The sequence below is a fragment of the Methylobacterium litchii genome (genome assembly GCF_038442315.1).
GTDB lineage: Bacteria > Pseudomonadota > Alphaproteobacteria > Rhizobiales > Beijerinckiaceae > Methylobacterium > Methylobacterium litchii.
In genome coordinates this window covers 50,083-73,249 of record NZ_JBBXMY010000002.1, presented here as the reverse complement: position 1 = coordinate 73,249, position 23,167 = coordinate 50,083, and the positions used below count along the sequence as shown (strand labels likewise).

26 protein-coding genes and 1 riboswitch are annotated in these 23,167 nt (G+C 69.5%); of the genes, 14 read left to right on the top strand and 12 right to left on the bottom strand.

Annotated features, from left to right (window positions below; all coding sequences use genetic code 11):
• Positions 1-3 precede the first annotated feature (3 nt).
• Positions 4-1,893: a phosphomethylpyrimidine synthase ThiC gene (gene thiC / locus AAHF99_RS05175; RefSeq protein ID WP_342162964.1), complete on the bottom strand. Its 1,890-nt coding sequence runs from the start codon at positions 1,891-1,893 to the stop codon at positions 4-6.
• A gap of 66 nt (positions 1,894-1,959) precedes the next feature.
• A riboswitch (TPP riboswitch) is annotated at positions 1,960-2,064 on the bottom strand.
• A 114-nt stretch (positions 2,065-2,178) separates the two neighbouring features.
• Here thiC and AAHF99_RS05170 point away from each other — a divergent pair.
• Entirely contained in the window at positions 2,179-2,550 is a 372-nt protein-coding gene (locus AAHF99_RS05170) for an HNH endonuclease family protein (RefSeq protein WP_342162963.1), read from the top strand.
• 7 nt (positions 2,551-2,557) lie between these two features.
• Here AAHF99_RS05170 and AAHF99_RS05165 read toward each other — a convergent pair whose 3' ends face one another.
• Positions 2,558-2,803 carry a PilZ domain-containing protein gene (locus tag AAHF99_RS05165; RefSeq protein WP_342162961.1) on the bottom strand — a complete coding sequence of 82 codons (246 nt, stop codon included), beginning with the start codon at positions 2,801-2,803 and terminating at the stop codon, positions 2,558-2,560.
• 37 nt (positions 2,804-2,840) lie between these two features.
• On the bottom strand, positions 2,841-3,332 hold the full coding sequence (locus AAHF99_RS05160; protein WP_342162959.1) for a hypothetical protein: 492 nt from the start codon (positions 3,330-3,332) through the stop codon (positions 2,841-2,843).
• Positions 3,333-3,586: 254 nt separating this feature from the next.
• Between AAHF99_RS05160 and AAHF99_RS05155 the strand changes: the two genes are divergently transcribed.
• Positions 3,587-5,779, top strand: a complete 2,193-nt coding sequence (locus AAHF99_RS05155; RefSeq protein ID WP_342162957.1) for a transglycosylase domain-containing protein — start codon at positions 3,587-3,589, stop codon at positions 5,777-5,779.
• Between the two features lie 7 nt (positions 5,780-5,786).
• Here AAHF99_RS05155 and AAHF99_RS05150 read toward each other — a convergent pair whose 3' ends face one another.
• Positions 5,787-6,626 (bottom strand): aldo/keto reductase, encoded by an 840-nt coding sequence (locus tag AAHF99_RS05150; protein ID WP_342162955.1) that lies wholly within the window; start codon positions 6,624-6,626, stop codon positions 5,787-5,789.
• A 165-nt stretch (positions 6,627-6,791) separates the two neighbouring features.
• Here AAHF99_RS05150 and AAHF99_RS05145 point away from each other — a divergent pair, with 165 nt between their 5' ends.
• The gene (locus AAHF99_RS05145; protein WP_342162954.1) at positions 6,792-7,871 is read left to right on the top strand and encodes an adenylate/guanylate cyclase domain-containing protein; all 1,080 of its coding nucleotides are present in this window, start codon (positions 6,792-6,794) and stop codon (positions 7,869-7,871) included.
• Between the two features lie 14 nt (positions 7,872-7,885).
• Here the strand turns inward: AAHF99_RS05145 and AAHF99_RS05140 are convergent, their stop codons facing one another.
• The 7 genes from AAHF99_RS05140 to AAHF99_RS05110 form a co-directional block, all read right to left on the bottom strand.
• Positions 7,886-8,137, bottom strand: coding sequence for a BrnA antitoxin family protein (locus tag AAHF99_RS05140; RefSeq protein WP_342162953.1), 252 nt, complete (start codon positions 8,135-8,137; stop codon positions 7,886-7,888).
• An 8-nt stretch (positions 8,138-8,145) separates the two neighbouring features.
• Entirely contained in the window at positions 8,146-8,472 is a 327-nt protein-coding gene (locus tag AAHF99_RS05135) for a hypothetical protein (protein WP_243951824.1), read from the bottom strand.
• A 209-nt stretch (positions 8,473-8,681) separates the two neighbouring features.
• Complete coding sequence (locus AAHF99_RS05130) at positions 8,682-9,677, bottom strand: energy transducer TonB family protein (protein WP_342162952.1); 996 nt, start codon at positions 9,675-9,677, stop codon at positions 8,682-8,684.
• 4 nt (positions 9,678-9,681) lie between these two features.
• Positions 9,682-10,158 carry an ExbD/TolR family protein gene (locus tag AAHF99_RS05125; protein WP_342162951.1) on the bottom strand — a complete coding sequence of 159 codons (477 nt, stop codon included), beginning with the start codon at positions 10,156-10,158 and terminating at the stop codon, positions 9,682-9,684.
• A gap of 43 nt (positions 10,159-10,201) precedes the next feature.
• Complete coding sequence (locus AAHF99_RS05120) at positions 10,202-10,891, bottom strand: MotA/TolQ/ExbB proton channel family protein (RefSeq protein ID WP_243951821.1); 690 nt, start codon at positions 10,889-10,891, stop codon at positions 10,202-10,204.
• 125 nt (positions 10,892-11,016) lie between these two features.
• A complete protein-coding gene (locus tag AAHF99_RS05115; RefSeq protein ID WP_342163444.1) occupies positions 11,017-11,394 on the bottom strand; it encodes a Tat pathway signal protein in 378 nt (125 codons plus the stop codon).
• Positions 11,395-11,511: 117 nt separating this feature from the next.
• Positions 11,512-11,961 carry a hypothetical protein gene (locus AAHF99_RS05110; RefSeq protein WP_342162949.1) on the bottom strand — a complete coding sequence of 150 codons (450 nt, stop codon included), beginning with the start codon at positions 11,959-11,961 and terminating at the stop codon, positions 11,512-11,514.
• A 423-nt stretch (positions 11,962-12,384) separates the two neighbouring features.
• Between AAHF99_RS05110 and AAHF99_RS05105 the strand changes: the two genes are divergently transcribed.
• Together AAHF99_RS05105 and AAHF99_RS05100 are read left to right on the top strand one after the other, a co-directional pair.
• The gene (locus tag AAHF99_RS05105; RefSeq protein ID WP_243951818.1) at positions 12,385-12,813 is read left to right on the top strand and encodes an Hsp20 family protein; all 429 of its coding nucleotides are present in this window, start codon (positions 12,385-12,387) and stop codon (positions 12,811-12,813) included.
• A 109-nt stretch (positions 12,814-12,922) separates the two neighbouring features.
• Positions 12,923-13,207, top strand: a complete 285-nt coding sequence (locus AAHF99_RS05100; protein WP_243951817.1) for a BQ00720 family protein — start codon at positions 12,923-12,925, stop codon at positions 13,205-13,207.
• 2 nt (positions 13,208-13,209) lie between these two features.
• Here the strand turns inward: AAHF99_RS05100 and AAHF99_RS05095 are convergent, their stop codons facing one another.
• On the bottom strand, positions 13,210-13,974 hold the full coding sequence (locus tag AAHF99_RS05095; RefSeq protein WP_342162947.1) for an alpha/beta fold hydrolase: 765 nt from the start codon (positions 13,972-13,974) through the stop codon (positions 13,210-13,212).
• Positions 13,975-14,141: 167 nt separating this feature from the next.
• On the opposite strand from AAHF99_RS05095, the gene AAHF99_RS05090 reads away from it, so the two are divergent.
• From AAHF99_RS05090 to AAHF99_RS05050, 9 genes are all read left to right on the top strand, one after another.
• The gene (locus tag AAHF99_RS05090) at positions 14,142-15,365 is read left to right on the top strand and encodes a glycosyltransferase family 4 protein (protein WP_342163443.1); all 1,224 of its coding nucleotides are present in this window, start codon (positions 14,142-14,144) and stop codon (positions 15,363-15,365) included.
• A 251-nt stretch (positions 15,366-15,616) separates the two neighbouring features.
• On the top strand, positions 15,617-16,138 hold the full coding sequence (gene infC, locus AAHF99_RS05085; RefSeq protein ID WP_243951815.1) for a translation initiation factor IF-3: 522 nt from the start codon (positions 15,617-15,619) through the stop codon (positions 16,136-16,138).
• Between the two features lie 48 nt (positions 16,139-16,186).
• Complete coding sequence (locus AAHF99_RS05080) at positions 16,187-16,966, top strand: HesA/MoeB/ThiF family protein (protein WP_342162946.1); 780 nt, start codon at positions 16,187-16,189, stop codon at positions 16,964-16,966.
• A 249-nt stretch (positions 16,967-17,215) separates the two neighbouring features.
• Complete coding sequence (locus AAHF99_RS05075; RefSeq protein WP_342162945.1) at positions 17,216-17,440, top strand: hypothetical protein; 225 nt, start codon at positions 17,216-17,218, stop codon at positions 17,438-17,440.
• A gap of 24 nt (positions 17,441-17,464) precedes the next feature.
• On the top strand, positions 17,465-18,172 hold the full coding sequence (locus AAHF99_RS05070; protein ID WP_342162944.1) for a COG3904 family protein: 708 nt from the start codon (positions 17,465-17,467) through the stop codon (positions 18,170-18,172).
• A 175-nt stretch (positions 18,173-18,347) separates the two neighbouring features.
• On the top strand, positions 18,348-19,835 hold the full coding sequence (locus AAHF99_RS05065) for an HWE histidine kinase domain-containing protein (protein ID WP_342162943.1): 1,488 nt from the start codon (positions 18,348-18,350) through the stop codon (positions 19,833-19,835).
• Positions 19,836-19,883: 48 nt separating this feature from the next.
• A complete protein-coding gene (locus AAHF99_RS05060) occupies positions 19,884-20,489 on the top strand; it encodes an SOUL family heme-binding protein (RefSeq protein WP_342162942.1) in 606 nt (201 codons plus the stop codon).
• A gap of 301 nt (positions 20,490-20,790) precedes the next feature.
• A complete protein-coding gene (locus AAHF99_RS05055) occupies positions 20,791-22,131 on the top strand; it encodes a TadE/TadG family type IV pilus assembly protein (RefSeq protein ID WP_342162940.1) in 1,341 nt (446 codons plus the stop codon).
• A complete protein-coding gene (locus AAHF99_RS05050; RefSeq protein WP_342162939.1) occupies positions 22,128-23,165 on the top strand; it encodes an HD domain-containing phosphohydrolase in 1,038 nt (345 codons plus the stop codon). The genes AAHF99_RS05055 and AAHF99_RS05050 overlap by 4 nt, the downstream gene beginning before the upstream one ends.
• The last annotated feature ends 2 nt before the right edge of the window (positions 23,166-23,167 follow it).

Genomic DNA, 23,167 nt, shown 5'->3' with positions numbered 1-23,167 from the left:
CTGTCACTCCGCCGCGTCGACGTAGAGCTTGCCGCCCTCAGCGAGGAATTCGCGCGACTTCTCGCGCATCCCGGCCTCGGCCTCAGCCTGCGACATGGCGGGGGCTTGGCCGATCACCTGCCCGGCCTCTTCCATCGCCAGCACCTCGGCGCGCAGATCCTGCGTGATCTTCATCGAGCAGAACTTCGGCCCGCACATCGAGCAGAAATGGGCGACCTTGTGGGCGTCCTTCGGCAAGGTCTCGTCGTGGTAGGTGCGCGCCGTATCCGGGTCGAGGCTGAGGTTGAACTGGTCCTCCCAGCGGAAGTCGAACCGGGCGCGGCTGAGGGCGTCGTCGCGCAGCTGCGCGGCGGGGTGGCCCTTGGCGAGGTCGGCGGCGTGGGCGGCGATCTTGTAGGTGATCACGCCGACCTTCACATCATCGCGGTCCGGCAGGCCGAGATGCTCCTTCGGCGTGACGTAGCAGAGCATCGCCGTACCGAACCAGCCGATCATCGCCGCGCCGATGCCCGACGTGATGTGGTCGTAGCCCGGCGCGATGTCCGTGGTCAGCGGGCCGAGGGTGTAGAAGGGCGCCTCGCCGCACTCGCGAAGCTGCTTCTCCATGTTCACCTTGATCTTGTGCATCGGCACGTGGCCGGGGCCCTCGATCATCACCTGACAGCCCTTGTTCCAGGCAATCTTGGTGAGTTCGCCCAGGGTCTCAAGCTCGGCGAACTGCGCGGCGTCGTTGGCGTCGGCGATGGAGCCGGGCCGCAGGCCGTCACCCAGCGAGAACGACACGTCGTAGGCCCGCATGATGTCGCAGATCTCGTCGAACCGCTCGTAGAGGAACGATTCGCGGTGCCCGGCGAGACACCAGCGCGCCATGATCGAGCCGCCGCGCGAGACGATGCCGGTGACGCGACGCGCCGTCAGCGGGACGTGGGCCAGGCGCACGCCGGCATGGATGGTGAAGTAATCGACGCCCTGCTCGGCCTGCTCGATGAGCGTGTCCTTGAAGACCTCCCAATCGAGCTTGAGCGGGTCGCCGCCGACCTTTTCCAGCGCCTGATAGATCGGCACCGTCCCGATCGGCACGGGCGAGTTGCGGATGATCCACGAGCGGATGTTGTGGATGTTGCGGCCGGTCGAGAGGTCCATGACCGTGTCCGCGCCCCAGCGGATCGACCAGACCAGCTTCTCGACCTCTTCGGCGGCCGACGACGTGACCGCCGAGTTGCCGATGTTGGCGTTGATCTTCACGAGGAAGTTCCGGCCAATCGCCATCGGCTCGACTTCGGTGTGGTTGATGTTGGCGGGGATGATCGCCCGGCCGCGCGCGATCTCGTCGCGCACGAATTCGGGTGTGATGAAGGCCGGCACCGCCGCGCCGAAATTCTCGCCGTCTGCCAGGGCCGCCTCGGCGCGCTCCAGCATCTGCTCGCGGCAGAGGTTTTCGCGATGGGCGACGTAGATCATCTCCTCGGTGACGATCCCGGCGCGGGCGAACTCGTACTGCGTCACCATCTGGCCGGGGGCGGCCTTGCGGAGCACGCGCTCGGCGGGGCAGGGGGCGACGAGCTTGTCGGCCGAGGCGAAGCCGTTGTCCTCCGGCTTCACGGCGCGGGGCTCGGCGGTCGCGTAGCCGCGCGCGGCGATCCACGGGGCGCGGATCTGCGGCAGGCCCGCCGACAGGTCGATGCGGGCATCGGTCTCGGTGTAGGGCCCCGACGGGTCGTAGACCCGCACCGGCTCTTCCTTCGGGTCGGTCAGCACGATCTCACGGAACGGGACGCGGATGTCCTCCCGGCCACCGACGGTCGCGTAGACCTTCCGCGAGCCGGAGACCGGTCCCGTGGTCACGGTCTCGGGGCTTCCCTTCACATCCTTGGGCAGCACGGGTGCGTTCATTTGGCCTCTCCTGGCGCTGGAGCGGTCCAATTGCGTGACGACGATAGGGGTAAGGTGCGGCATCCCGTGGCCGCAGGTTCCCGTCCCTCCGCCGGTACGAACCGGATCAGGTTCAAGGGTCAGGGCATTACGCCCAATCTCAGCCCGGTCAGGGCCCCCCTCGGAACGGTTCGAAACTCCGTCGTTTGCCGGATGTTGTCAATGCCGACGGGCGAAACGCCATAACAGCGGGCTTTACTCTGCGGCCTGCCGTCCCGATCCACCGAAGACGCCGGGAGACGAGGCTTGGGCAGACGCGAGCGCCTGTGGCGCGATGACGATCCGACGACCCACGGCCCCCAGGCCGCGGCGCCGGTCATCTGCCCGCTCTGCGAGAGGCCGATCCCGCGCGGTTCGAAATCGAGCCTGCACCACCTCACGCCCAAGCTGAAGGGCGGCACCCATCGGGGTACGGTGCGGCTGCATCAGGTCTGCCACTCGGCGATCCACGCCCGCTACAGCGAGGCCGAGATCGCCCGGCGCCTCGCCGATGTCGAGGCCCTGCGCGCCGACCCGGAACTCGCGAAGTTCGTGGCCTGGGTGCGCACCAAGCCCGACGACTTTTACGCCCCGACGCGCATGACGCGGGACCGACGGGCGGGAAAGCGCAAGGACTGAGGCTGCCTTACCCGGAGAAGGCGATGCCCGCGCGCTTGCCGTTCTGCCACGCGACGCTCGCCTCGTGCGGTGCCGTCTCCGGGGCGAGGCGCACACGCAACCGCTCCGGCAGGTCCACGGCTTGCTCGATCTCGATCAGGGCGCCGGTCTCGGTCACGTCCCAGACGAGGCAGCCGATCTCCCCTGCGCCGGTCTCCACGGCCCCGAAGGTGAAGGCGTTGCGGCGATAGGCGCCGCGCCGGTCATCGGACATGCCGTCTGCCTCTCCGCTCCGAACCGCCGACACAGGCTCACTCATCGTCCGGCACGCTGCGATAGCGGCGGCGCTCTCGCGTATCGTCGAAATCGTCGCGGCGCGGGCGGTACTCGTCGCGGTCGACATCACGACGGGGGCGGTACTCGTCGCGAGGGCGGTCATCGTCCCGCGAGCGATACTCGTCCCGTGGACGATACTCGTCGCGGTCGTCGCGGCGGGGGCGCTCCCGGAAGCCGCCGCCCTCGTTGCCGGTAAGGCGAGGGGCGTACCAGCAGGCCTTGCGCTGGTTGGGCGCCGGATCGCCGAAGCTCTGGACGTTGCACGCCACCGTGCCGCCCTGCGGGAAGGGGCGGCCGTTGGTCTTGCCCGGCACCCCGAAATAGACATTCGTCGGATAAGGCATCCGGCAGATGCCGCCTTCCTCGGCACAGGCGATGGTGTTGACCGTATCGAGGCGGACCTGGGACCATGCCGGAAGGCTTCCGAGGCCGAATCCGGTCATCGCGACGAGAATGGCAACCCGCACGATAGTGCTCTCCCCCTGAAACGGGCGGCACCATACGGAGGGACCCGCGCCGAAACCAGGGGCGGCAGGCCGGAATATTGGTCTGGCTAGTCCATCCCAGGCCACCATCCCGACGCGGGCCGGGTATCTTAACGGCCCCTTAAACCGCCGCATTTACAGCGTCTCAGAACGCGTCCGCAGGGCCGCCGCGACGTCATGTCAACGTCCGGTTGCGCGGCCTCGCGCGCGGGCGAGCAGCTTCGTGACGGGTGTCGATGGCGCAGAAGCGTGGCAGAGCCGAGCCGAATTTCGATGTCCCGGAAGGGCGGATCGGCCAGCGCGGCGACCTCGACCTGCGCCTCTCCCGCGAGGATCGGGCCGGCGGCGCCGAGACAGGGAGCAAGGAACGCGTGAGCAGGCAACCGGCGAAGCGGTCCTCCCCGTCCCGTGGCTCCTCCGGGGGCCGGGGCTCGTCGGGCAGGGGGCGCAGCGCGAAGCGCCGCCGCTCGTGGCTCGGCCGCATCGTCTATGGCGGCGTGGTGCTCGGCCTGTGGGCCGTGATCGGCCTCGCCGGGCTCATCGCCTACCACGCGTCGCAATTGCCGCCGATCGACCAGTTGGCCGTGCCGAAGCGCCCGCCGAACATCGCGATCCTGGCGAGCGACGGCACGCTCCTGGCCAACCGGGGCGAGACCGGCGGCCGGGTGGTCTCGATCAAGGAATTGCCGCCCTACCTGCCGCGCGCCTTCGTCGCCATCGAGGACCGGCGGTTCTACCAGCATTTCGGTGTCGATCCGGTCGGCATCCTGCGCGCCATCGGCCAGAACCTGACCCGGCGCGGTGTCGCCCAGGGCGGCTCGACGCTGACGCAGCAGCTCGCCAAGAACCTGTTCCTGACGCCGGAGCGCTCGGCCTCGCGCAAGATCCAGGAGGCGATCCTCGCCCTGTGGCTGGAGCACAAGTACACGAAGGACGAGATTCTCGAACTCTACCTCAACCGCGTCTATTTCGGCGCGGGCGCCTATGGCGTGGAGGCGGCGGCACAGCGCTATTTCGGCAAGCCCGCCAAGGACGTGAGCCTCGCCCAGGCCGCGATGCTCGGCGGCCTCGTGCAGGCGCCCTCGCGGCTGGCGCCGAACCGCAACCTCCCGGCGGCCCAGGCCCGCGCGGCGCAAGTGTTGGCGGCGATGCAGGAGCTGGGCTTCGCGCAGCCGCAGGACGTGAAGGTGGCGCTCGCCCAGCCGGCCCGGCCCGCGAGCATCCGCGGCGGCGGCTCGGCTAACTACGTCGCCGACCTCGTGATGGACGTGCTCGACGATTACGTCGGCAAGTTCGAGCAGGACATCACCGTCCAGACCACCGTCGATACCTCGCTGCAGGCCACGGCCGAGCGGTCGCTGGTCGATGAGCTGAACAAGCAGGGCGCGCGCTTCAATGTCGGCCAGGGGGCGCTGGTCTCGATGCGCCCGGACGGCGCCATCCGCGCCCTGATCGGCGGGCGCGACTACGCGCAGAGCCAGTTCAACCGGGCGACCACCGCGAAGCGCCAGCCCGGCTCGTCGTTCAAGCCCTTCGTCTACCTCGCCGCCGTCGAGCGGGGCCTGACCCCCGACACGGTGCGCGACGACGCGCCGGTCAAGATCGGCAACTGGGCGCCGGAGAACTACTCCCACCGCTACGAGGGCCCCGTGAGCCTGCGCTTCGCGCTGGCGCACTCGCTGAACACCGTGGCGGTGCGGCTCGGCCAGGAGGTGGGCCCGAAGGCCGTGGTACAGACCGCGCAGAAGCTCGGCATCACCTCGCCGCTGCAGGCCAACGGCTCCATCGCGCTCGGCACGTCGGAGGTGACGCTGCTGGAGATGGTCGGGGCCTACGGCGCCTTCGCCAATGGCGGCACCGGGGTCATTCCCTACGTCGTGTCCTCGGTGAAGGGCTCCGACGGAAAGTTCCTCTACAAGCGCGCCGACAGCGGCCTCGGCCGGGTGATCAGCCCCGACGCCGACGGCATGATGAACGCCATGATGCACGAGACCTTCGTGAGCGGCACCGCCAAGAAGGCCGACATCCCCGGCTGGGAACTGGCCGGCAAGTCCGGCACCACGCAGGATTATAAGGACGCGTGGTTCATCGGCTTCTCCGGCAGCCTCGTCACCGGGGTCTGGCTCGGCAACGACGACGGCGAACTCACGAAGAAGGTGACGGGCGGCGGCCTGCCGGCGGAGGTCTGGAAGACCTACATGGTCCAGGCGCTCAAGGGCCAGAATCCAGTCCCGCTGCCCAACCTGAACCGCTGGCGCCGGGCGCCGGAGACGACCGCCTCGGTCGCCAATGCCGGCCCCGCCGACGTGCTGAACCAGATCATCGACGGCCTGACGCCGGCCCCGCAGGCGGAGGCTCCGGCCCGCCGTCGGCGGGAGCAGCGCGCCGAGCCGAACTTCTTCGAGAAGCTGTTCGGCATCGGCGAGTAGGCGGCGCCTACAGCATTGGCAGGATGCGCGGACGCGGCCCGCGCGGGAAATGGCTCTCGATCAGGGCGATCTCGGCGGCGTTGAGCTTGATCTCGGCGGCCGCCGCGTTCTCCACCGCGCGCTCCGCCCGCACCGTCTTCGGGATGGTGAAGACGTTCGGCAGGCGCAGCAGGAAGGCGAGCACTATGGCGTGCGGCGAGGTGCCATGCGCGTCCGCGATGCTCTTCAGGACCTGCCCGCCGGGGCTCGCGGGCTCCGGGAAATCGCCGCTGCCGAAGGGCGAGTAGCCGACCAGCGCCACCCCATGGGCCGTGCACCACGGCAGGACGGCATGCTCGATGGCCCGCTCGGTCGGGCAGTAATAGACCTGATTGCAGGCGATGCGGTCGGGCCCGGCGATGGCGAGAAGGCGTTCGAGGTCATCGACGTCGAAGTTGCTGACGCCCCAGGAGAGGATCTTGCCGGCCCGGCGCAGATCCTCGAACCCCGCCACCGTCTCCGCCAGGGGGTGGCTGCCCGGCCAGTGCAGCAGGTAGCACTCGATCCGGTCCGTCCGCAGCCGGCGCAGGGACGCCTCGCAGGCCCGCACCACGCCACGACGCGTCGCGTTGCTCGGCACCACCTTGGAGACGAGGAAGATCTCTTCCCGGCAATCGGCCATGGCCTCGCCGACGATGGCTTCCGCCTCGCCATACATCTCGGCGGTGTCGATGTGGGTCATGCCGGCATCGATCCCGGCCCGCAGGGCGCGCACGGCCTCGGCGCGCTCGCTGCCGTCGATCCGCCACGTGCCCTGTCCGATGACGGGCACGGCGACGCGCGCCGCCCCGAAGCCCCTCGCGTGCATGCCGCTGCCTCCCCGGTCCTACCGCTCAGCCGGCGGCTCGCCGTGCGCCTTACTCGCGCCATCATGGCCGGGTGAGCAAGGCCCCGACGCTACGCGCATTCGTAGACTTTAAGCTAGGGTCGTGTCCGTGTCCCCTGCGCTCGACGCGAATCGCGAGGTGCGTTGATGCTGCCGCCACATCGCTGGTTCTGGGTGCTCATCGTCCTGGCGGCGGGCGCCGCCGGACTGCTCTACAATTTCATCTTCGCGGCGGGCGCGTCGCCGCTCGCCGGCCTGACCTATGGCCTCTGCATGGGCGGGGCCGTGCTCGCCTTCGACCGGGGGCTGATCCTCGCCGGGCTGCAGGCCAAGATCCGCCGCTGGCCCGCCTGGGCCTACGTGCCGGCCGCCGAGGCGGCCTACGTGCTGATGATCGCGGCGGGCTGCGCGCTGGGTGGCGCGGTGGTCTGGGCTCTGGGCCTTACGGAGGACAACCTCTCCACCGCGACGCGGCTGACGCCGCGCGTGCTGGCCTATTCGCTCGGCGTCTCGGCGATGCTGGTCTTCGTGATCCGCATGCGCGACCTGATCGGCGGCGAGGTGTTCGTGAACTTCATGATCGGCCGTTATCACCGGCCGGTGGAGGAGGAGCGCATCTTCCTGTTCCTCGACGTGGTCGGCTCCACCGCCTTCGCCGAGGCCCATGGCGACCTGCGGGCGCAGGAATATCTCGGTGCGGTCTTCGCCGCTCTCGCGGAGCCCGTGCGCAGGCACAACGGCTCCGTGGACGATTATATCGGCGATCTCGCCATGATCACGTGGCCGATGAGCCGGGGCTTGGCGGACGCGAAATGCGTCTCATGCCTCTTCGCCGTGCTCGACCGGATCGAGGCCGACGCGGAGGCCTGGAAGGCCCGGTTCGGCACGGTGCCCCGCCTGCGCGCGGCGCTGCACGGCGGCTCGGTGGTAACGGCGGAAGTGGGCGTGGACCGGCACAAGATCGCGTATTTCGGCGATGCCGTGAACGTCACCTCGCGGATCGAGGCCCTGTGCCGCCCGCTCGGTGTCGGCATCCTGATCTCGCAGGATCTGCTGGAACGCCTCGACCGCCTGCCGGCCGGGATCCGGGCCCGGTCGCTCGGCTCGCATGCCCTGCGCGGGCGCGGTGCGCCGCTGGCGGTCGCGACCCTGGAACGGGGGACGGTGCTGGGAGAGCCGGCGAACGCCACGGCGCCAGCGGGCCTGCGGGTGGCGGGGGCGCGGTAGGCGCCGCGCCGGCCTCAACCGTGGCGGGCGACGAGGTCCTTGAGGGCCGCGTTGATGCGGTCCTGCCAACCGGGACCGTCCTTCTGGAAATGCTCCAGCACGGTGCTGTCGAGGCGCAGGGTCACGCTCTCACGCACGCCGGGCGCTGCGGCGGGAGCCGCAGGCGCAGGAGCGGGATCGACCGGCTTGGTGGTCGCCTTGCGGAACGCCGCCTCGGCGGCCGCGCGGGCATCCGTGGGGCGGCGACGGTCGCGGGTCTCCACCATGGCGAGCCTCAATCCTTCTTGGCGGTCTTGCGGGCAGCCGTCTTGCGGGCCCGGTCCTTCGCGGCCTTGGCCTCGTCTGCCTCCTGCTTGGCGGTGGCGGCGGCTTGGGCGTCGGAGGCTTCCTTGGCGAGGCGCAGGGAGCGGAGACGCTTCGTGCGCTCATCCACGGCGACCTGCGCAGCCAAGTGCTCGGCCATGGCCTGGGCGCCCTCGCGCGCCATGCGCTCGGCGCGCTCGGCCCGCTCCGCCTTGTTCTCGGCCTTCAGACGAGCTTCGGTTTCCGCAGCGCGGATCTCTTCCGCCTCGTCGAGGTCGGTTTCGATGTCGTCGCTCATTGCTTCCCTTTCGTCCCGCGCCGGCGCAGCCGGCCACATCGAGGAGACGCGGCGGTCGGGGCGGGTCCGGCCGGTTCGAGGAGGGGGGAGGAAGGGCCGGATATCCCGACCCGATCAGACCGCCGGGTGGCAGCCCGTTCAAGCCGGAATGTTAAGGCCTTTAGCATGCCGGTGTCGGGTCTGGCGAATCCGCCGGGCCCGAAGACTGCTCAACGCACACGGTAATTCAGCGGGATCGTCACGGATAGGCTCGGCTGCGTGACGCCGGCCGGCGCCGCCGGAAGCCCGCCGCGCACGGCGGCGAGCGCCGCGCTGTCGATCTGCCCGACCCCGCTCGACCGGGCGAGGCCGGCGCCGGTGACGGAGCCCGAACGCATCACCGTGAAGCGGATCACGGCCGTGCCGCCCGACGTGCCGGCGGCGGCGCCGGGGTTCATGCGACCATGGATCGCGGCGCTGATGGCGCCCGTCCACTGCCGGAGCGCGCTGGGATCGCTGCCCGCCGCCGCGCGGCCCGCCGCGTTCTCCCGCGAGGACGAGGCCGAGGCCCGCTCGGCGCCCTGCCGCGCCTTCACTTCCCGCGCCTTGGCCTCACGCGCGGCCCTGACCTTCGCCTCCTTGGCCTCCCGGATCTCTTCCAGCCGCTCGCGGCGCTCCTCCTCCTTGCGCTTCTCCTCGCGGATCTTGCGCAGGCGGGCTTCCTTCTCGGCCTTCAGCTTGGCAAGGTCGACCTTCGGCTTCTCAGGCTCGACGGGCTTCTCCTCCTCGACCGGCTTCGCGACCTGCTCGGGCGGCGCGGCCAGGGGCTCGGCCTGCTCGGCGGTCGAGGTAACGACCTGATCCTGCGGCTGGACCGGAGTGACCTCCGTCGCGGCGACGGGGGGCGCCTCCTCGGGAGCGATCTCGGTCATCTCCGTGGGCGGGGGCGGCTGGGTCGCCTCTTCGACGGGCTCCTCGATCGGCTTGGCCTCGGGCGGGGTCGCCTGGACGGCCTGCTGCTCGGCGGGGGCCTGGGTCGGGGCCTCGGTCATCACGGGGGCGAGGTCGACCGTCACCTGCTGCTCACCGGGAGGCGCCGGGGGCGTCAGCCGCAGGAACATCACCGCCAGCAGGGCGAGGGCGTGCAGCCCCAGGGCCACGAGGAAGGCGGCGAGCAACCCGGACGGGCGGCGCGGGGGCAGATGCGTCGAAGTCAGCGCGGTCATCGGCTCAGCGAGCGGCGGGGGCGGATGCGGGCGCGGCGGGGGCGCCGCCCGGCGATTGGGCGATGAGCGAGACCTTGGAGAAGCCCGCCTGTCCGACGAGGCCCATTACTTCCATGACCTTGCCGTAAGGCACGTCACGGTCGCCGCGGACCAGCATCACCTGGTCCTTGTTCTCGGCGGCCATCTCGCGCAGGCGCGGCACGATGGTCTCCATCGTGAAGATCTCCTTCGCGATGGACGGGTTGCCGTCCTTGTCGACGGTGATCTCCAGCGGCTTCTTCGCCTGCGCCACCTTTGAAGCCGTGGTCTTGGGCAGTTGCACCGGCACGCCGGTCGTCATCAGCGGCGCCGCGACCATGAAGATGATCAGCAGCACCAGCATTACGTCGACCATCGGCGTGACGTTGATGTCCGCCATCGGCGCTGCGTCGAGGCCGTCTTCGTCCGCGCCGTCGCTCGATCGGCTCGTCACCATCGCCATGGGATTCTCTCCTTCGCTCCCGTCCTGCGTCGCGCGGCTCGGCCTATTCGGCGGCGGCGCGGTGCTGGCCCGCCCGGTCGCGGGCGAGGCGGTTGCCGAGGGTCGAGATGCTGGAAGCGAAGGCGCTCTGGATGCCGCCCACGTCGGCGGTGAGCTTGTTGTAGGCCATCACCGCCGGGATCGCGACGACGAGGCCGATGGCGGTGGCGAACAAGGCCTCCGCGATGCCCGGCGCCACGACGGCCAGCGACGTGTCCTGGCTGCGGGCGATGGACGAGAACGAGTTCATGATGCCCCAGACGGTGCCGAACAGGCCCACGAACGGCGCCGTCGAGCCCGAGGTCGCGAGGAGCGACAGGCCGGTGCGCAGACGCTTCATCTCAAGGCCCAGCGCGCCGCGCATCGCCCGCTCGATGCGCTCCCGCCGCTCGGCGCGGGTCTCGCTCGAATCCTGGTCGCGCCACGCCTCGACGGCGGCAGTGGTGACGTGGCCGGCGATGCCCTTCAGGCCGGTGTCGAGGCTGCCGCCGGAGCGGACCATGGCCTCGAACGCCTTGGCCTGACGCCGCGCCGCCGCGAGGCGCACGATCTTCTCGAACACCACGGTCCAGCAGGCGATGGAGGCGATGACCAGCAGGATCATCACGCCCTTCACGATCGGATCGGCCTGGAGGAACAGGCCGAGGAACGAGAAATCGTGGGCTTCGAGCGGGGCGGCCTGGGTCGGATCCATGTCGGGCTCCTCAAACGTCTGTGGCTCGGGCCGGCGCGGCGGCCCGCGCAGCGCGCACCGTCAAAGCCGGAGGCGCCCGGGCGGAGGCCGCCCGGGCGTTCGTGTCGTCGTGTCGGTTCGCCCGCTCAGCGGTCGAACGGAATGGTCCCTTTGCTCTCGACTTCCGTGCGTTCGAGGCAGGCTTCGCGGGCTCCCTCGCCGCCATCGCAGGCAAGTACGTCGTTCAGAAGAATGCGCCCGACCTTCGAGCAGGCGATGCCGGGAAAATCGAAGATCTTGACTGTCGTCTTATGCGAGGCGACCGGGGCGAGTTCCACGGCCACGCGCTTCTGCGCGACGCCCTCCGTGTCGAACGCAAACAGATCGACCTTGAAGGTCTTGAGGGCGCTACCCTTGCTGTTGTCGACCACCATGGTGATGCGGCACGCATCGCCCGCATTCTCGGTCTTGTTCAGCTGAAGCTTGACCGGCGCGCCCTTGTCGCCCCCGGCCTCCTGCGCCATCGCGGGCACCGCGAGGGCGGCGGCGACGAGGCCGGAGGCGAGCGCCAGACGGGCGCGGCCCTGGAAGATACTCCGGTCAACCACGGTCGATCATCCCTTTCGTCATATCCGGCCGCCTTAATGGAGGATCTTAGGCCGGGGGCAGGAAGGCGCCAGCCGGACGGCCGCCGCATCGATGGTGCCGGCAGCGGCACGGACGGCGGCCGCAAGGCGCGGCGCCGCGCGCCCGGCCAGGGCGGCGGCGTCCTGCGCCACTTCGTCCCAAGCGCCCCGGCGGCCACGGCCGATCAGCGCGACGAGGGCGCATTCGTGGCCGGTCAGCCGGCAGCAACTCGCGGGCATGAAGGCCCAGTCGCCCTCACGTTCGACCCGCAGGGCGCGGACGATGCCGACCATTCCGGCGACGAACTGTCCGCCCTCGTGCGAGCCGAGCAATTCTTCGGCGCCGTTGAACGCCGCGTCCCAGCAGGCGATATCGCCGGTCATGTAGCCGGCCGCCACGAACCGGGCGACGGACAGGGCCAGGATCTCGGCCTCGTCTCCGCAGGCTTCGGCGACGCGCCGCATCGGAGGAGCGGCAGGCGGGATCGACGAGGGCAATCGAACCTCCTGAGAAGATGGGGGCCGGGACGGCGGCGCGTTGCGGAAGCCGAGGTATCGGGAACCGCCCCCGGCTTCAAGAGCCGGAGCAAAAATCAGAGCCGTTCCAAACTGTTAGCGGGAAAATCTGGCAATCTGGGTCCGGCACCGCCGAATTCCTGAACGGCGCCGGACCTTTGTGGGCCGTTCCGGTGGCGCGGCCTCACCGCGAACTGACGCCCCGTCGCTCCCTTGATGGCCCGGAACCGCTCGGCCATATCTCGCCTGTCCCGGCGGCTCCGCCGGGCGGAGCGCTGCCTGGCGCGGGCTCCGTGGCGCCGAGGCGCTCATCGGCCTGCCGGGCAGGGCGCCCGCAGGTCTGAGGCTTCGCACTGAGGGAACAGTCCCGCGATGACCCGACCGTCGCCCTTCGGGCACCCCTTTCTGCTCGGCTTCGATGAAATCGAACAGGCCCTCGACCGGGTGTCGAAGGCCGCCAACGACGGCTACCCCCCCTACAACATCGAGCGCCTGCCCCGCACCGATCAGGAACCGGAGCGCCTGCGCATCACCCTAGCGGTGGCGGGCTTCACCCGCGACCAGCTCGACGTGATGCTGGAGGAGAACCAGCTCCTCGTGCGCGGTCGGCAGGTGGACGACCGGGAGCGGCACTTCCTCCATCGCGGCATCGCCGCGCGCCAGTTCCAGCGGGCCTTCCTGCTGGCCGACGGGATGGAGGTCATGGGCGCCGACCTATCGAACGGCCTCCTCTCCATCGACCTCGTGCGGCCGGAACCGGAGCGTGTCGTGCGACGGATCGACATCCTGGCGCGGGACTAGGACGACCGGGCCAGAGATTGATCTCGCGGGGGCGATCACCACATGGGGATCGTACCCCCGGTCGCCTTCTGGGGCCGGGACCGACGCTCTGCCTCGAAGGAGGGCTTCCATGTCCGAACTGAACGTTGCACCCCTGACCGACGCCGATCTCGACGCCTCGGCCTTCCAGCCGGCGGACCTCGCCGTGCTCGGCGAGGGGCATATCGCCTATGTCCGCCCGATCCGGTCCGAGGAAGTGCGTCGCCTCTTCCCGCAGGCGCCCGATCTGACCCCCGGGCTCGACCTGTTCGCCTTGCTCTCCGCGAGCGGCGCGCCGATCATGCTCGCCGACACGCGGGATGCCGTCCTGGCCAATGCCATGGCGCAGGACCTGCACACGGTCAGCCTGCACTGACCTCAGGCGATTCCGGCCACCGCCGCCACCAGCCGCGCGATATCCTGCGGCCGGGACAGGCGGTGGTCGCCGTCGGCGATGAGGGTCAGCACGGTGTCCTCCGCCGGCAGCCGCTCCAGCAGGCGGAAGGCGTGGGACGACGGCACGTCCGGGTCGCGCCCTCCCTGCAGGATGTGGACCGGGCAGCCGAGCTCCACCGGCCCGTTCAGCATCAAATTCTCCCGGCCGTCCTCGATCAGCGCCATGGTGAAGACCGTCGGGCGCGGGTCGTACTCGCTCGGCACGGCGATCCGGCCCTTCGCCTGCATCGCCCGTTTCTGCACGTCGTCGAGGCCCGCCCAGATCAGTTCCTCGGTGAAGTCGAGCGCCGGGGCGATGAGCACGAGGCCCGCGGTGCGCTGGCCCTGCCGCGCGCGTTCGCGGGCGACGAGGCAGGCGACCCATCCCCCCATGGACGAGCCGACGAGAACCGGCGCCTCACCGGCATGGGCGTCGATCACCGCCCGCGCGTCGGCGAGCCAAGACGACATCACGTAATCTTCGAACGTGCCGCCGGAGACGCCATGCCCGGCATAGTCGAACCGGACGAAGCGCCGTCCTTCCTGCTCGGCCCAGGCGTCGATGGCGCTCGCCTTCGTGGCGTTCATGTCCGAGCGGAATCCCCCGAGCCAGACGACCGGCGGCCCGGCCCCGTCGCGCACCCGGACGGCGATGTCGCGCGCGGGACCATGGCCCTCGACTGTCATCGTGAAATTGGATTCAGGCATTCCGCGAACTCTCCTCGATTTGATGAGAAACGAACGGCGGGGCTTCAGACACCGTTTACCGGACCGTAAAGCGCGACCGCCATGCTGCGCCGATGGGGACAGGTCTTTACGTGGATACGTGGCAACGAACAGCCGCCTTCGGGCGGCTTCTCACGGGGGAGCCGGGCATGGCCGAGGAGGCGAGGGGAGGCCCGAGCTTTCCGGCGACCGAGGGGCAGCTCGCCGGAGCCTGCGTCCTGCAGATCATCCCCGATCTCGATGCGGGCGGCGCCGAGCGCACCACCGTAGACGTCGCGGCCGCCCTCGCGGCGGCGGGCGGCCGGGCGCTGGTGGCGACGGAGGGCGGGCGCCTCGTCGGCGAGTTGCAGGCCAAGGGCGGCCATTGGCTGCGCTTTCCGGCCGCCTCTAAGAACCCGCTCAAGATGGCTCTCAACACGGTGAAGCTCGCCGCCCTGTGCAAGCGCGAGGGCGTCCACCTGATTCACGCCCGCTCGCGGGCCCCCGCCTGGGTGGCGCTCGGCGCGGCACGGCGGCTCGGCCTGCCGTTCGTGACGACCTATCACGGCAGCTATTCCGGCCGCACCGGGGTGAAGGTGCTCTACAATTCCGTCATGGCCCGGGGCGACGTGGTGATCGCCAACTCGCGCTACACCGCGAGCCTCATCCAGCAATTGCACCCCGCCGAGGCCGGCGACCGCCTGCGGGTGATCTATCGCGGCACCGACCTCAGCGCCTTCAACCCCCATTCGGTCGGGCCGGGTCGCGTCGAGGCCCTGCGCCGGGCCTGGAACGTCGAGCCGCACCACCGCGTCGTGCTGCTCGCCGCGCGGCTGACGGCCTGGAAGGGCCATCGCTGCCTGATCGAGGCCGCCGCGCTGATGCGCCAGCAGGGCGTGCCGGACCTCGCCATCGTGCTGGCCGGCGATCCACAGGGGCGCACCAGCTACGAACGGGAGATCGACGCCCTCGTCGCCGCGCGCGGGCTCGACGGCATCGTCCGCCGGGTCGGCCATTGCACCGATATGCCGGCCGCCTTCCGCGCCGCCTCCGTCGTCGCTGTGCCCTCCATCGAGCCAGAGGCCTTCGGCCGTTCGGCCGTGGAGGCGCAGGCGCTGGGCACACCGGTCGTGGTCTCGGATCTCGGCGCCGTGCCGGAAACGGTCCTCGCGCCGCCGGACGTGCCGGCCGGGCAACGCACCGGCTGGCGCGTGCCCGCTGGCGATTCGGCGGCGCTGGCCGCCGCGCTGACGGAGGCTTTATCCCTCGGCGCCAGCGCCCGCGACGCCCTGGCCCGGCGCTGCCGGGCGCATGTGGAGGCGAACTTCTCGCTGGAACGGATGGTGGGGGACACGCTCGCCGTCTACGCGGATCTGCTGGGCCGCAGCGGCTGAGCCCACCTTGCGCCGACGCGCGCGACCGCACACATCAGGCCAGGGCGCGGAACCTCACGACGTTTCGCGCGCTGGATCGGTGAGCCAATTGGTCACGCAACCCGGTTGACTCGTGGCGCTGTTGCGTCAAGGTGTCGACTCCGGAAAAGACCGGAACGGCAGGCGGTCAGGGGATCTCGGGAGGGATTCGGCTTGGCCGCCGTTTGTCGTTGAAGCAGGAGAACACAGCCATTCGTAGACCGATGAGAGCCATGCCGGCCCCGCAGAAGGATGGGCCGCGCGCCAACCGCGACATTCGCGGGGTGCGAGACGTGCAGTTGATCGACGATACCGGGCAAAACCGTGGTGTCGTGCCCTTCTTCGATGCGCTGGCGCTCGCGGAAGAGGCTGGCCTCGATCTCGTGGAGATCGCGCCGAACTCCGTCCCCCCGGTCTGCAAGCTGCTCGATTACGGGCGCTTCCGCTTCAACGAGCAGAAGAAGCAGAACGAGGCGCGCAAGCGTCAGAAGACGGTCGAGGTGAAGGAGATCAAGCTCCGCCCCGGCATCGACAAGCACGACTACGACACCAAGATGAAGTCGGTGCAGCGCTTCTTCGAAGAAGGCGACAAGGTGAAGGTCACCCTGCGCTTCCGCGGTCGTGAGATGGCGCACCAGGACCTCGGCCTGAAGCTCCTCGAGCGGGTGAAGTCCGAGACGGCGGAGATCGCCAAGGTGGAGAGCGAGCCCATGCTCGAAGGCCGCCAGATGATCATGATCCTCGCGCCGCGCTGATCGCGAGCGACGCGCCGTCCACGGGCGGCGCGACAACAATCCGGGCCCATGGCTTTCGACACCGACGAGATCGAACGGTACGCGCGCCATCTCGTCCTTGCCGAAATCGGCGGGCCGGGACAGGCGAAGCTGAAGGCGGCACGCGTTCTCGTGGTGGGGGCCGGCGGCCTCGGCGCGCCCCTCATCCAGTATCTCGCGGCGGCGGGCATCGGCACGATCGGCATTGCCGACGACGACACCGTGTCCCTATCGAACCTGCAACGGCAGGTGATCCACGGCACGCCGGATCTCGGCCGCCCGAAGATCGAGAGCGCGGCCGATGCCGTGCGCCGGCTCAACCCGCATGTGACCGTCGAGGGACATGCCCAGCGGCTGGACGCGGAGAACGCCGCCGCCCTCATCGCCCTCTACGATGTGGTGGCCGATGGATCGGACAACTTCGCCACGCGCTACGGCGTGTCGGATGCCTGCTTCCATGCCCGCCGGCCCCTCGTGACGTCGGCCCTCGGCCGGTTCGACGGCACGCTCACCACGATCCGCGCCCACGAGACGGGATCGGACGGGCGCCCGAACCCGACCTATCGCTGCCTGTTTCCGAGCCCACCGCCGCCGGGCACCGTGCCGCCCTGCGCCGAGGCGGGTGTGCTCGGCGCCCTCGCGGGTGTCATGGGTTCACTCATGGCGATGGAAGTGATCCGCGCGGTCACCGGCTTCGGCGAGCCCCTGGTCGGCCGGCTGCTCATGGTCGATGCTCGCTCGATGCGCTTCGAGACGCTGCATTACGACTGGGATTCGGACAATCCGTTGAGCGGTATCGCGCGCGCCTGAACGCGCGGCCCAAGGCTTCTGCTCCGTTTCACGCGTCCGGCGAACGAACTTCGCCTCAACCCCGCCCACCTTTGGCAGCACATTCTCGCTGGCGGCTCCTATAGTCTTGGGGTGATCGACACCTCGACACACGGGAGCGGACGATGACCGGCATTGCGATGATGATCACCAAGACCTCGTGTTGTCGCTGCGTGCATTCGCAAGAGGAGAACCGCGTTTCGACACAGCCAAGACACGAGGCCGAGCACCATGCAGCCCCATGACTTCGTCCAGCCCGCATTAGACCCCGCCAGCCTGCGCTACGAGCGCGCCGCCCTGGCCAATGCCTTCGAGGACGGGCTGATGCCCGACGAGGTGCAGCAGATTCTCGCCGGGCGCAGGGTCGCCGAGGCGTTTCCGGTGCGCTGGGGCGAGAGCCCCGAAGCCTATGCCTCCCGCGCCGTATCGGAGATGTTCGTCTCCTACCTTCAGTAAGCCCGCTGAGGGAGCCCCATCTCCATGTCCAATCTCATTTCTAGCCGGCTTGGCCCGGTAGGGGTGGCCGCCTTCGGCCTCGCGCTGGCCCTCGCCATCGCCGGCCCCACGGACGGGCGAACCGTCGTCGCCTCGCCCGCCCTCACCGACGACACCGAGGTGCCGGCTCGCCTCGACCTCGCCTCCGGCGACCGGGAGCTGCGTCTCACGGGCGACTTCACCGAGGGCCTGTCGGATCGTGTCGCCGCCATGCTCGCCGCCCACCCGCAGGTGGAGCGTCTGACCCTCGACAGCGACGGCGGGCTCGTCGAGGAGGCCATCGCCGTCGGGCGGATCGTGCGGAACCGGGGGCTCGCCACCCATGTCCCGGATGCCTGCGCCTCGGCCTGCACCCTCGTGTTCCTCCAGGGGCGCTCGCGCACCCTGGGACCGGAGGGGCGGCTCGGATTCCACGCGCCCTATGCGGAGGGGGAGGACGGCGCCCGGCGCGCCGTCGACCCGGCGCCGGAGCGGGCGGCCTACCGCGCGGCGGGCCTGCCGGAGACGTTCGTGGCCGAAGTGATGCGCGTCGCCCCGGCCGATCTCTGGATCCCGGACCAGGGACAATTGCGCGCAGCCGGCATCGTCACCGGGATCTCACCGGCCGCGACGGTCCGCGCCGTCGCTTCGGCCGAGCCATATCCAAGTCTAAATGCCACGCAGAACAAGACTATAGCAGGCGCAGCACAATAATCCCATGCTGTACCCTGACCGAGGTTCCATTGGCCCGGACTTGACCTGAACCGCTGTGGGCAGTGCGACGGACCGCCCCCGAGACTGCCCACAACCGTCCCAATCCATGTTAGAGCCACGCCGATCCGGCGGAATTTGAGCCCCGTCGGATGGTCGCGTGAAGGGCGGCGGAGTCTTGACGGATTACAACGATGGCCGCCGCTTCGAAGCGGAGTTCTCCCGCACTGCCGCGAGTTCCGATCCATTCGTGTCGGCCGTGCGGGCGACCCGGATGCCGATGGTCATCACGGACCCGCACCAGCCCGACAACCCCATCGTCTTCGTCAACGCCGCTTTCGCCAAGCTCACCGGCTACAGCGAGACGGAGATCGTCGGCCGGAATTGCCGCTTCCTGCAGGGTCCGGAAACGGATCAGGCGGATGTCGCGAAGATTCGGAACGCCATCGCGCAGCGCGTGCCCATCGAGATCGACCTCCTGAACCACAAGAAGAGCGGCGAGGTCTTCTGGAACCGCCTCCTCATCTCGCCGGTCTTCGGGCAGGCTGGCGAGCTGACCTACTTCTTCGCCTCGCAGTTCGACGTGACCCTGGAGCGCGACAAGTTCGCCCGCGTCCAGCGGGACCGCGACGCCCTCGAAGTGGAGGTGGAGCGCCGGACCAGCGACCTGATGCGCAGCGAGGAGCGCCTTCGCTTCATCTTGAAGGCGGGTCGGCTCGGCTCGTGGACCCTCGACCTCGCCGACAAGCGCCTTCTGGCCTCTGACGGGTGCAAGCTGAATTTCGGCCGCCCCCTCGACCGGCCCTTCACCTACGAGGACCTGCTCGAAACCGTCCTGCCGGAGGACCGCGCCCGGATGCAGGCGGCGGTGCAGGCCTGCGTCGAGACCGGCGCGGATTACGACATCGAGTACCGGGTGCGCTGGCCCAACGGGGAGGTGCGCTGGGTCCAGATTCGCGGGCAGACCTTTTATTCCGCGGAGGGCGAGCCGCTCACCATGGCGGGCGTCAGCATCGACGTGACCGACCGCAAGCGCGCGGAGGAACATCGCGCGCTGCTGGCCGACGAATTGAACCATCGCGTGAAGAACTCGATGGCGACGATGCAATCCATCGCGCACCAGACCCTGCGCAACGCCGCCTCCCTGGAGGACGCGCAGAAGACGCTCGACGCGCGGCTGCAATCGCTCTCGCTCGCTCACAACGTGCTCACCCGGGTGAGCTGGGTCGGGGCGCCCCTGGCCGACGTGGTCGAAGCCGCGTTGCAGGCGTTCCGGGGCGGGGCGGAGCAGCGGTTCCACATCGCGGGGCCGGAGGTGTGGCTCACGCCGCGCCTGACGCTCGCTCTGTCCATGGCCCTGCACGAACTCGCCACGAACGCCGTCAAGTACGGCGCCCTCTCCACCGACCGGGGGAATGTGACCCTCGCGTGGGAGGTCGAGGGCGAGCGGCCGGCGCAATTGCGCCTGCGCTGGGAAGAGGCCGGCGGGCCGCCGGTCGTGGCCCCTGCCCGCAGCGGCTTCGGCTCGCGCCTGATCGAGCGGGCGCTCGCCGCCGAGGTGGGCGGCTCGGCCTCCATCGACTATGCGCGCGACGGCGTGGTCTTCACCCTGGAAGCGCCGCTGCCGGAGCGCATCCCCTCGGCCGCCAATCCCCACTCGGGCTGACGGGCGGGGCGCCCTATATCCCGGCTCCACTCCGCCGGGGCCGCGCCCATGGACAAGTTCGTCTACTACCTCGTCACGCTGGTCGAATCCGTGCTCGGCGTGTTCGGCGTGCGGGCGCTCTACGAGCAGCCGCGCTATTCCGTGGTCCAGCACCTGGACCGGGGCGTCGAGATCCGCGCCTACGAGGGGCGCTTGGCCGTCGAGACCGATTCGCGCGGCCAGGGCGACGGCGAAGCGTTCGGGCGGCTGTTCCGCTACATCACGGGGGCGAACCGCACGGGCGGGCTGATCGCCATGACCGCGCCGGTCGAGGCCGGCGGCCAGCGGATCGCGATGACGGTGCCCGTGGAGCAGGGCGCCGGGGGCACCATGCGCTTCTTCCTGCCCCGCGCGGTGGCCGAGGCCGGCGCGCCTGAGCCGACCGAGAAAGGCGTGCGCCTCGTGCAGGTGCCGCCGGAACGGATCGCCGCCCTGCGCTTCACCGGGAGCCTGTCACCAGAGGCGCGGAGCGTTCACGAGCGGACGCTGACGGACGTCCTGGCGGCTTCCAATCAGAAGTTGCAAAGCCCGCCGTTCTTCATGGGCTACGATCCGCCTTTCTCAGTCCCGTTTCTGCGTCGGAACGAAATCGCGGCCCGCCTAACTTCGCCCTGAAGTTGTATTCGCGCAAGCCAGAATGAAGTCTCGCCCGGACGAAGACATGCAGGTGCTCTGGGATTCCCAACCTGCGTTTCATTTCTTTCCGTCCGAGAAAGCTCGACTTGCCGATGCGCTAAATTCACTGTGTGTGGTCGTATTTTAACTTCTGCGATTAACGCGTCTCCCACACTTTCCTGCGAGAACGGTTGTCGGGTTTGCGGGTAAGGGTAGCAGCGGGATGGCGGGTGCCGATGGAGCAGTGCGGCCCCGTCGCCTGTCCGCGATCGGCAGGGGCACTGAGCGCCTTTGCGCCCTGGTGCGGAACCGCCGGGGCGGCGTCGCACTCACCTTCACCCTCGCGTCGCCGGTCCTGTTCGGCCTCGTCGGCGGCGGCATCGACTATGCCCGGCTCGTGGCCCGGCGCTCGCAGTTGCAGAATGCCGTGGATGCCGGGGCCCTCGCGGGCGGCAACGCGCTGAAGCTCGCCTCCTCGAACGCCGCCTCGGTGAAGGGCGTCACGGAGCAGATCATCGTCACCAACGCGCCGACCCCGGCCAACAACCCGCTGGCGATCACCGTCACCGTCGCGGACGACAAGACCAGCGTCTTCGCCCGCGCCGAGGACCGGGTCTCCCTGACTTTCGGCCGCTTCCTCGGCCTCAGTAACCAGACCGTGGCGGCCCAGGCCAAGGTCACGATCGTGGGCAAGATGCGCCTGTGCATGCTCACCCTCGATCCGGGCGCACCCGGTGCCTTCAACCTTCAGAAGAATGCACAGGTCACCGCGCTCGGCTGCTCGCTGTACTCCGACTCGCTGAGCAACAACGGCATGGTCGGCGGCGCGAATGCCATGGCACGGGCCGACACGATCTGCTCGGCCGGTGGCTATTCCGGCGCCCGAGCGAACTTCTCGCCGCCTCCGCAGACGGAGTGCCCTGTGATCCAGGACCCGCTGCAAGGCCGCCCGACGCCACCCATTGGTTCCTGTGCGACACTGCCCTTCCCGTTCAACCTCCTGCCGCTCGGCAAGATGCCGAGCATCGACAAGGACGTGGTCCTCGAACCCGGCACATACTGCGCGGGCCTGACGATCAAGAAGAACGCCGTCGTGACGTTGAAGCCCGGCATCTACGTTTTCAAGGACGGCCCCCTCATCGTGAAGGACAACGCGACGCTGACAGGAGCCGATGTTGGGCTCTATTTCGCGGGCGATAAGGCTGGCCTGCTCTTCGACAAGAAGACGACCATCAGCCTATCGGCGCCGACGACCGGCGTGATGGCGGGGATGCTGATGTCAGAGCAAACGTCTCTGACCAATCCTCTCGATCCGGCCCTCGGGCTCATCGACGACCTCACGGGGGCGCCGGTGCCCCTGACACCTGCGCCACTGGGTCAGACAGGTCCGATGCGGATCTACCGGATCATCAGCAATAACGCTCGTAACATGCTCGGGACGATCTACCTGCCTGCGGGCCGCCTCGTGATCGATGCTGATAAACCCGTCGCGGACCAATCCGCCTACACCGTCGTCGTCGCGCGGCAGGTCAACCTCTACGAGGGGCCGAACCTCTATCTGAACGCGAATTACGAGGGCACCAGCGTGCCCGTGCCGAAGGGCGTCGGCCCCCTGAACGGACGGGTGGTGCTCTCGCAATGACGATCGTGCTCATCATCGACGATTCCGAGATGAACAACCTGCTGATGGTGCAGGCGCTGAAGCCCGTGGCCGGCTGCGAGCCCGTGTCCTTCACCTGCCCGAAGGCCGGGCTCGCCTTCCTGCGGGAGAATGTCGAGCGGATCGGCGTCGTCGTCACCGATTACGACATGCCCGAGATGACTGGGCTCGACGTGATCACGGCCGCGCGGGAGGTGCCCGGCTTCGCGCATGTTCCCATCGTCATGGTCACGAGCATGGACCAGCGCAGCCTGCGCCATCAGGCCCTGCGCGCGGGGGCGACCGATTTCCTGGGCAAGCCCTGCGACCCGGTGGAGATCCAGGCGCGGATCACCAACCTGATGACAATCAGCGCCGCCCACCGCGAGGAGCAGGACCGCGCCGCGTGGCTCGCCCGCGAGGTGGCGGCGGCGGTGGCGGTGATCGAGGACCGGGAGCGGGAGATCATCGCCCTGCTCATGCGCGCCGCCGAGCACCGCGACACCGACACGGGCGACCACATCGCCCGCGTGTCGTCCTATGTCGGCATCATCGCCCGCAACCTCGGCTTCGATCCGGTGCAGCTTCGGACGCTCAAGCTCGCCTCCACCATGCACGATGTCGGCAAGATCGGCGTGCCGGACTCGATTTTGCTGAAGGAAGGCCCGCTCTCCGCCGAGGAGCGCGCCGAGATGCAGAAGCATGCCGAGCGCGGGCGCCGCATTCTCGAGGGCAGCCAATCCGAGATCCTGCGCCTCGCCGCCGAGATCGCCGAGAGCCACCACGAGCGCTGGGACGGCACCGGCTACCCGCGAGGTCTGACGGGGGAGGCGATCCCCCTCAGCGGCCGCATCGTGGCGGTGGCGGACGTGTTCGACGCCCTGGTCTCGGAGCGCCCCTACAAGAAGGCGTGGCCGATGGAGCGGGCGCGGGCCTTCATCACCGAGCAGGCCGGGCTGCATTTCGACCCGCTCTGCGTCGAGGCCTTCCTCGCCGGCTGGGGCGAGGTGGAGCAGACCTGGGCCAAGGCCGCCTGACG

Coding starts and splice junctions, on each gene's coding strand:
- thiC (WP_342162964.1), bottom strand. CDS start 1,893: ATGAACGCACCCGTGCTGCCCAAGGATGTGAAGGGAAGCCCCGAGACC.
- AAHF99_RS05165 (WP_342162961.1), bottom strand. CDS start 2,803: ATGTCCGATGACCGGCGCGGCGCCTATCGCCGCAACGCCTTCACCTTC.
- AAHF99_RS05155 (WP_342162957.1), top strand. CDS start 3,587: ATGGCGCAGAAGCGTGGCAGAGCCGAGCCGAATTTCGATGTCCCGGAA.
- AAHF99_RS05150 (WP_342162955.1), bottom strand. CDS start 6,626: ATGCACGCGAGGGGCTTCGGGGCGGCGCGCGTCGCCGTGCCCGTCATC.
- AAHF99_RS05145 (WP_342162954.1), top strand. CDS start 6,792: ATGCTGCCGCCACATCGCTGGTTCTGGGTGCTCATCGTCCTGGCGGCG.
- AAHF99_RS05140 (WP_342162953.1), bottom strand. CDS start 8,137: ATGGTGGAGACCCGCGACCGTCGCCGCCCCACGGATGCCCGCGCGGCC.
- AAHF99_RS05135 (WP_243951824.1), bottom strand. CDS start 8,472: ATGAGCGACGACATCGAAACCGACCTCGACGAGGCGGAAGAGATCCGC.
- AAHF99_RS05130 (WP_342162952.1), bottom strand. CDS start 9,677: ATGACCGCGCTGACTTCGACGCATCTGCCCCCGCGCCGCCCGTCCGGG.
- AAHF99_RS05125 (WP_342162951.1), bottom strand. CDS start 10,158: ATGGCGATGGTGACGAGCCGATCGAGCGACGGCGCGGACGAAGACGGC.
- AAHF99_RS05120 (WP_243951821.1), bottom strand. CDS start 10,891: ATGGATCCGACCCAGGCCGCCCCGCTCGAAGCCCACGATTTCTCGTTC.
- AAHF99_RS05115 (WP_342163444.1), bottom strand. CDS start 11,394: ATGGCGCAGGAGGCCGGGGGCGACAAGGGCGCGCCGGTCAAGCTTCAG.
- AAHF99_RS05110 (WP_342162949.1), bottom strand. CDS start 11,961: ATGCGGCGCGTCGCCGAAGCCTGCGGAGACGAGGCCGAGATCCTGGCC.
- AAHF99_RS05105 (WP_243951818.1), top strand. CDS start 12,385: ATGACCCGACCGTCGCCCTTCGGGCACCCCTTTCTGCTCGGCTTCGAT.
- AAHF99_RS05100 (WP_243951817.1), top strand. CDS start 12,923: ATGTCCGAACTGAACGTTGCACCCCTGACCGACGCCGATCTCGACGCC.
- AAHF99_RS05095 (WP_342162947.1), bottom strand. CDS start 13,974: ATGCCTGAATCCAATTTCACGATGACAGTCGAGGGCCATGGTCCCGCG.
- AAHF99_RS05090 (WP_342163443.1), top strand. CDS start 14,142: ATGGCCGAGGAGGCGAGGGGAGGCCCGAGCTTTCCGGCGACCGAGGGG.
- infC (WP_243951815.1), top strand. CDS start 15,617: ATGCCGGCCCCGCAGAAGGATGGGCCGCGCGCCAACCGCGACATTCGC.
- AAHF99_RS05080 (WP_342162946.1), top strand. CDS start 16,187: ATGGCTTTCGACACCGACGAGATCGAACGGTACGCGCGCCATCTCGTC.
- AAHF99_RS05075 (WP_342162945.1), top strand. CDS start 17,216: ATGCAGCCCCATGACTTCGTCCAGCCCGCATTAGACCCCGCCAGCCTG.
- AAHF99_RS05070 (WP_342162944.1), top strand. CDS start 17,465: ATGTCCAATCTCATTTCTAGCCGGCTTGGCCCGGTAGGGGTGGCCGCC.
- AAHF99_RS05060 (WP_342162942.1), top strand. CDS start 19,884: ATGGACAAGTTCGTCTACTACCTCGTCACGCTGGTCGAATCCGTGCTC.
- AAHF99_RS05050 (WP_342162939.1), top strand. CDS start 22,128: ATGACGATCGTGCTCATCATCGACGATTCCGAGATGAACAACCTGCTG.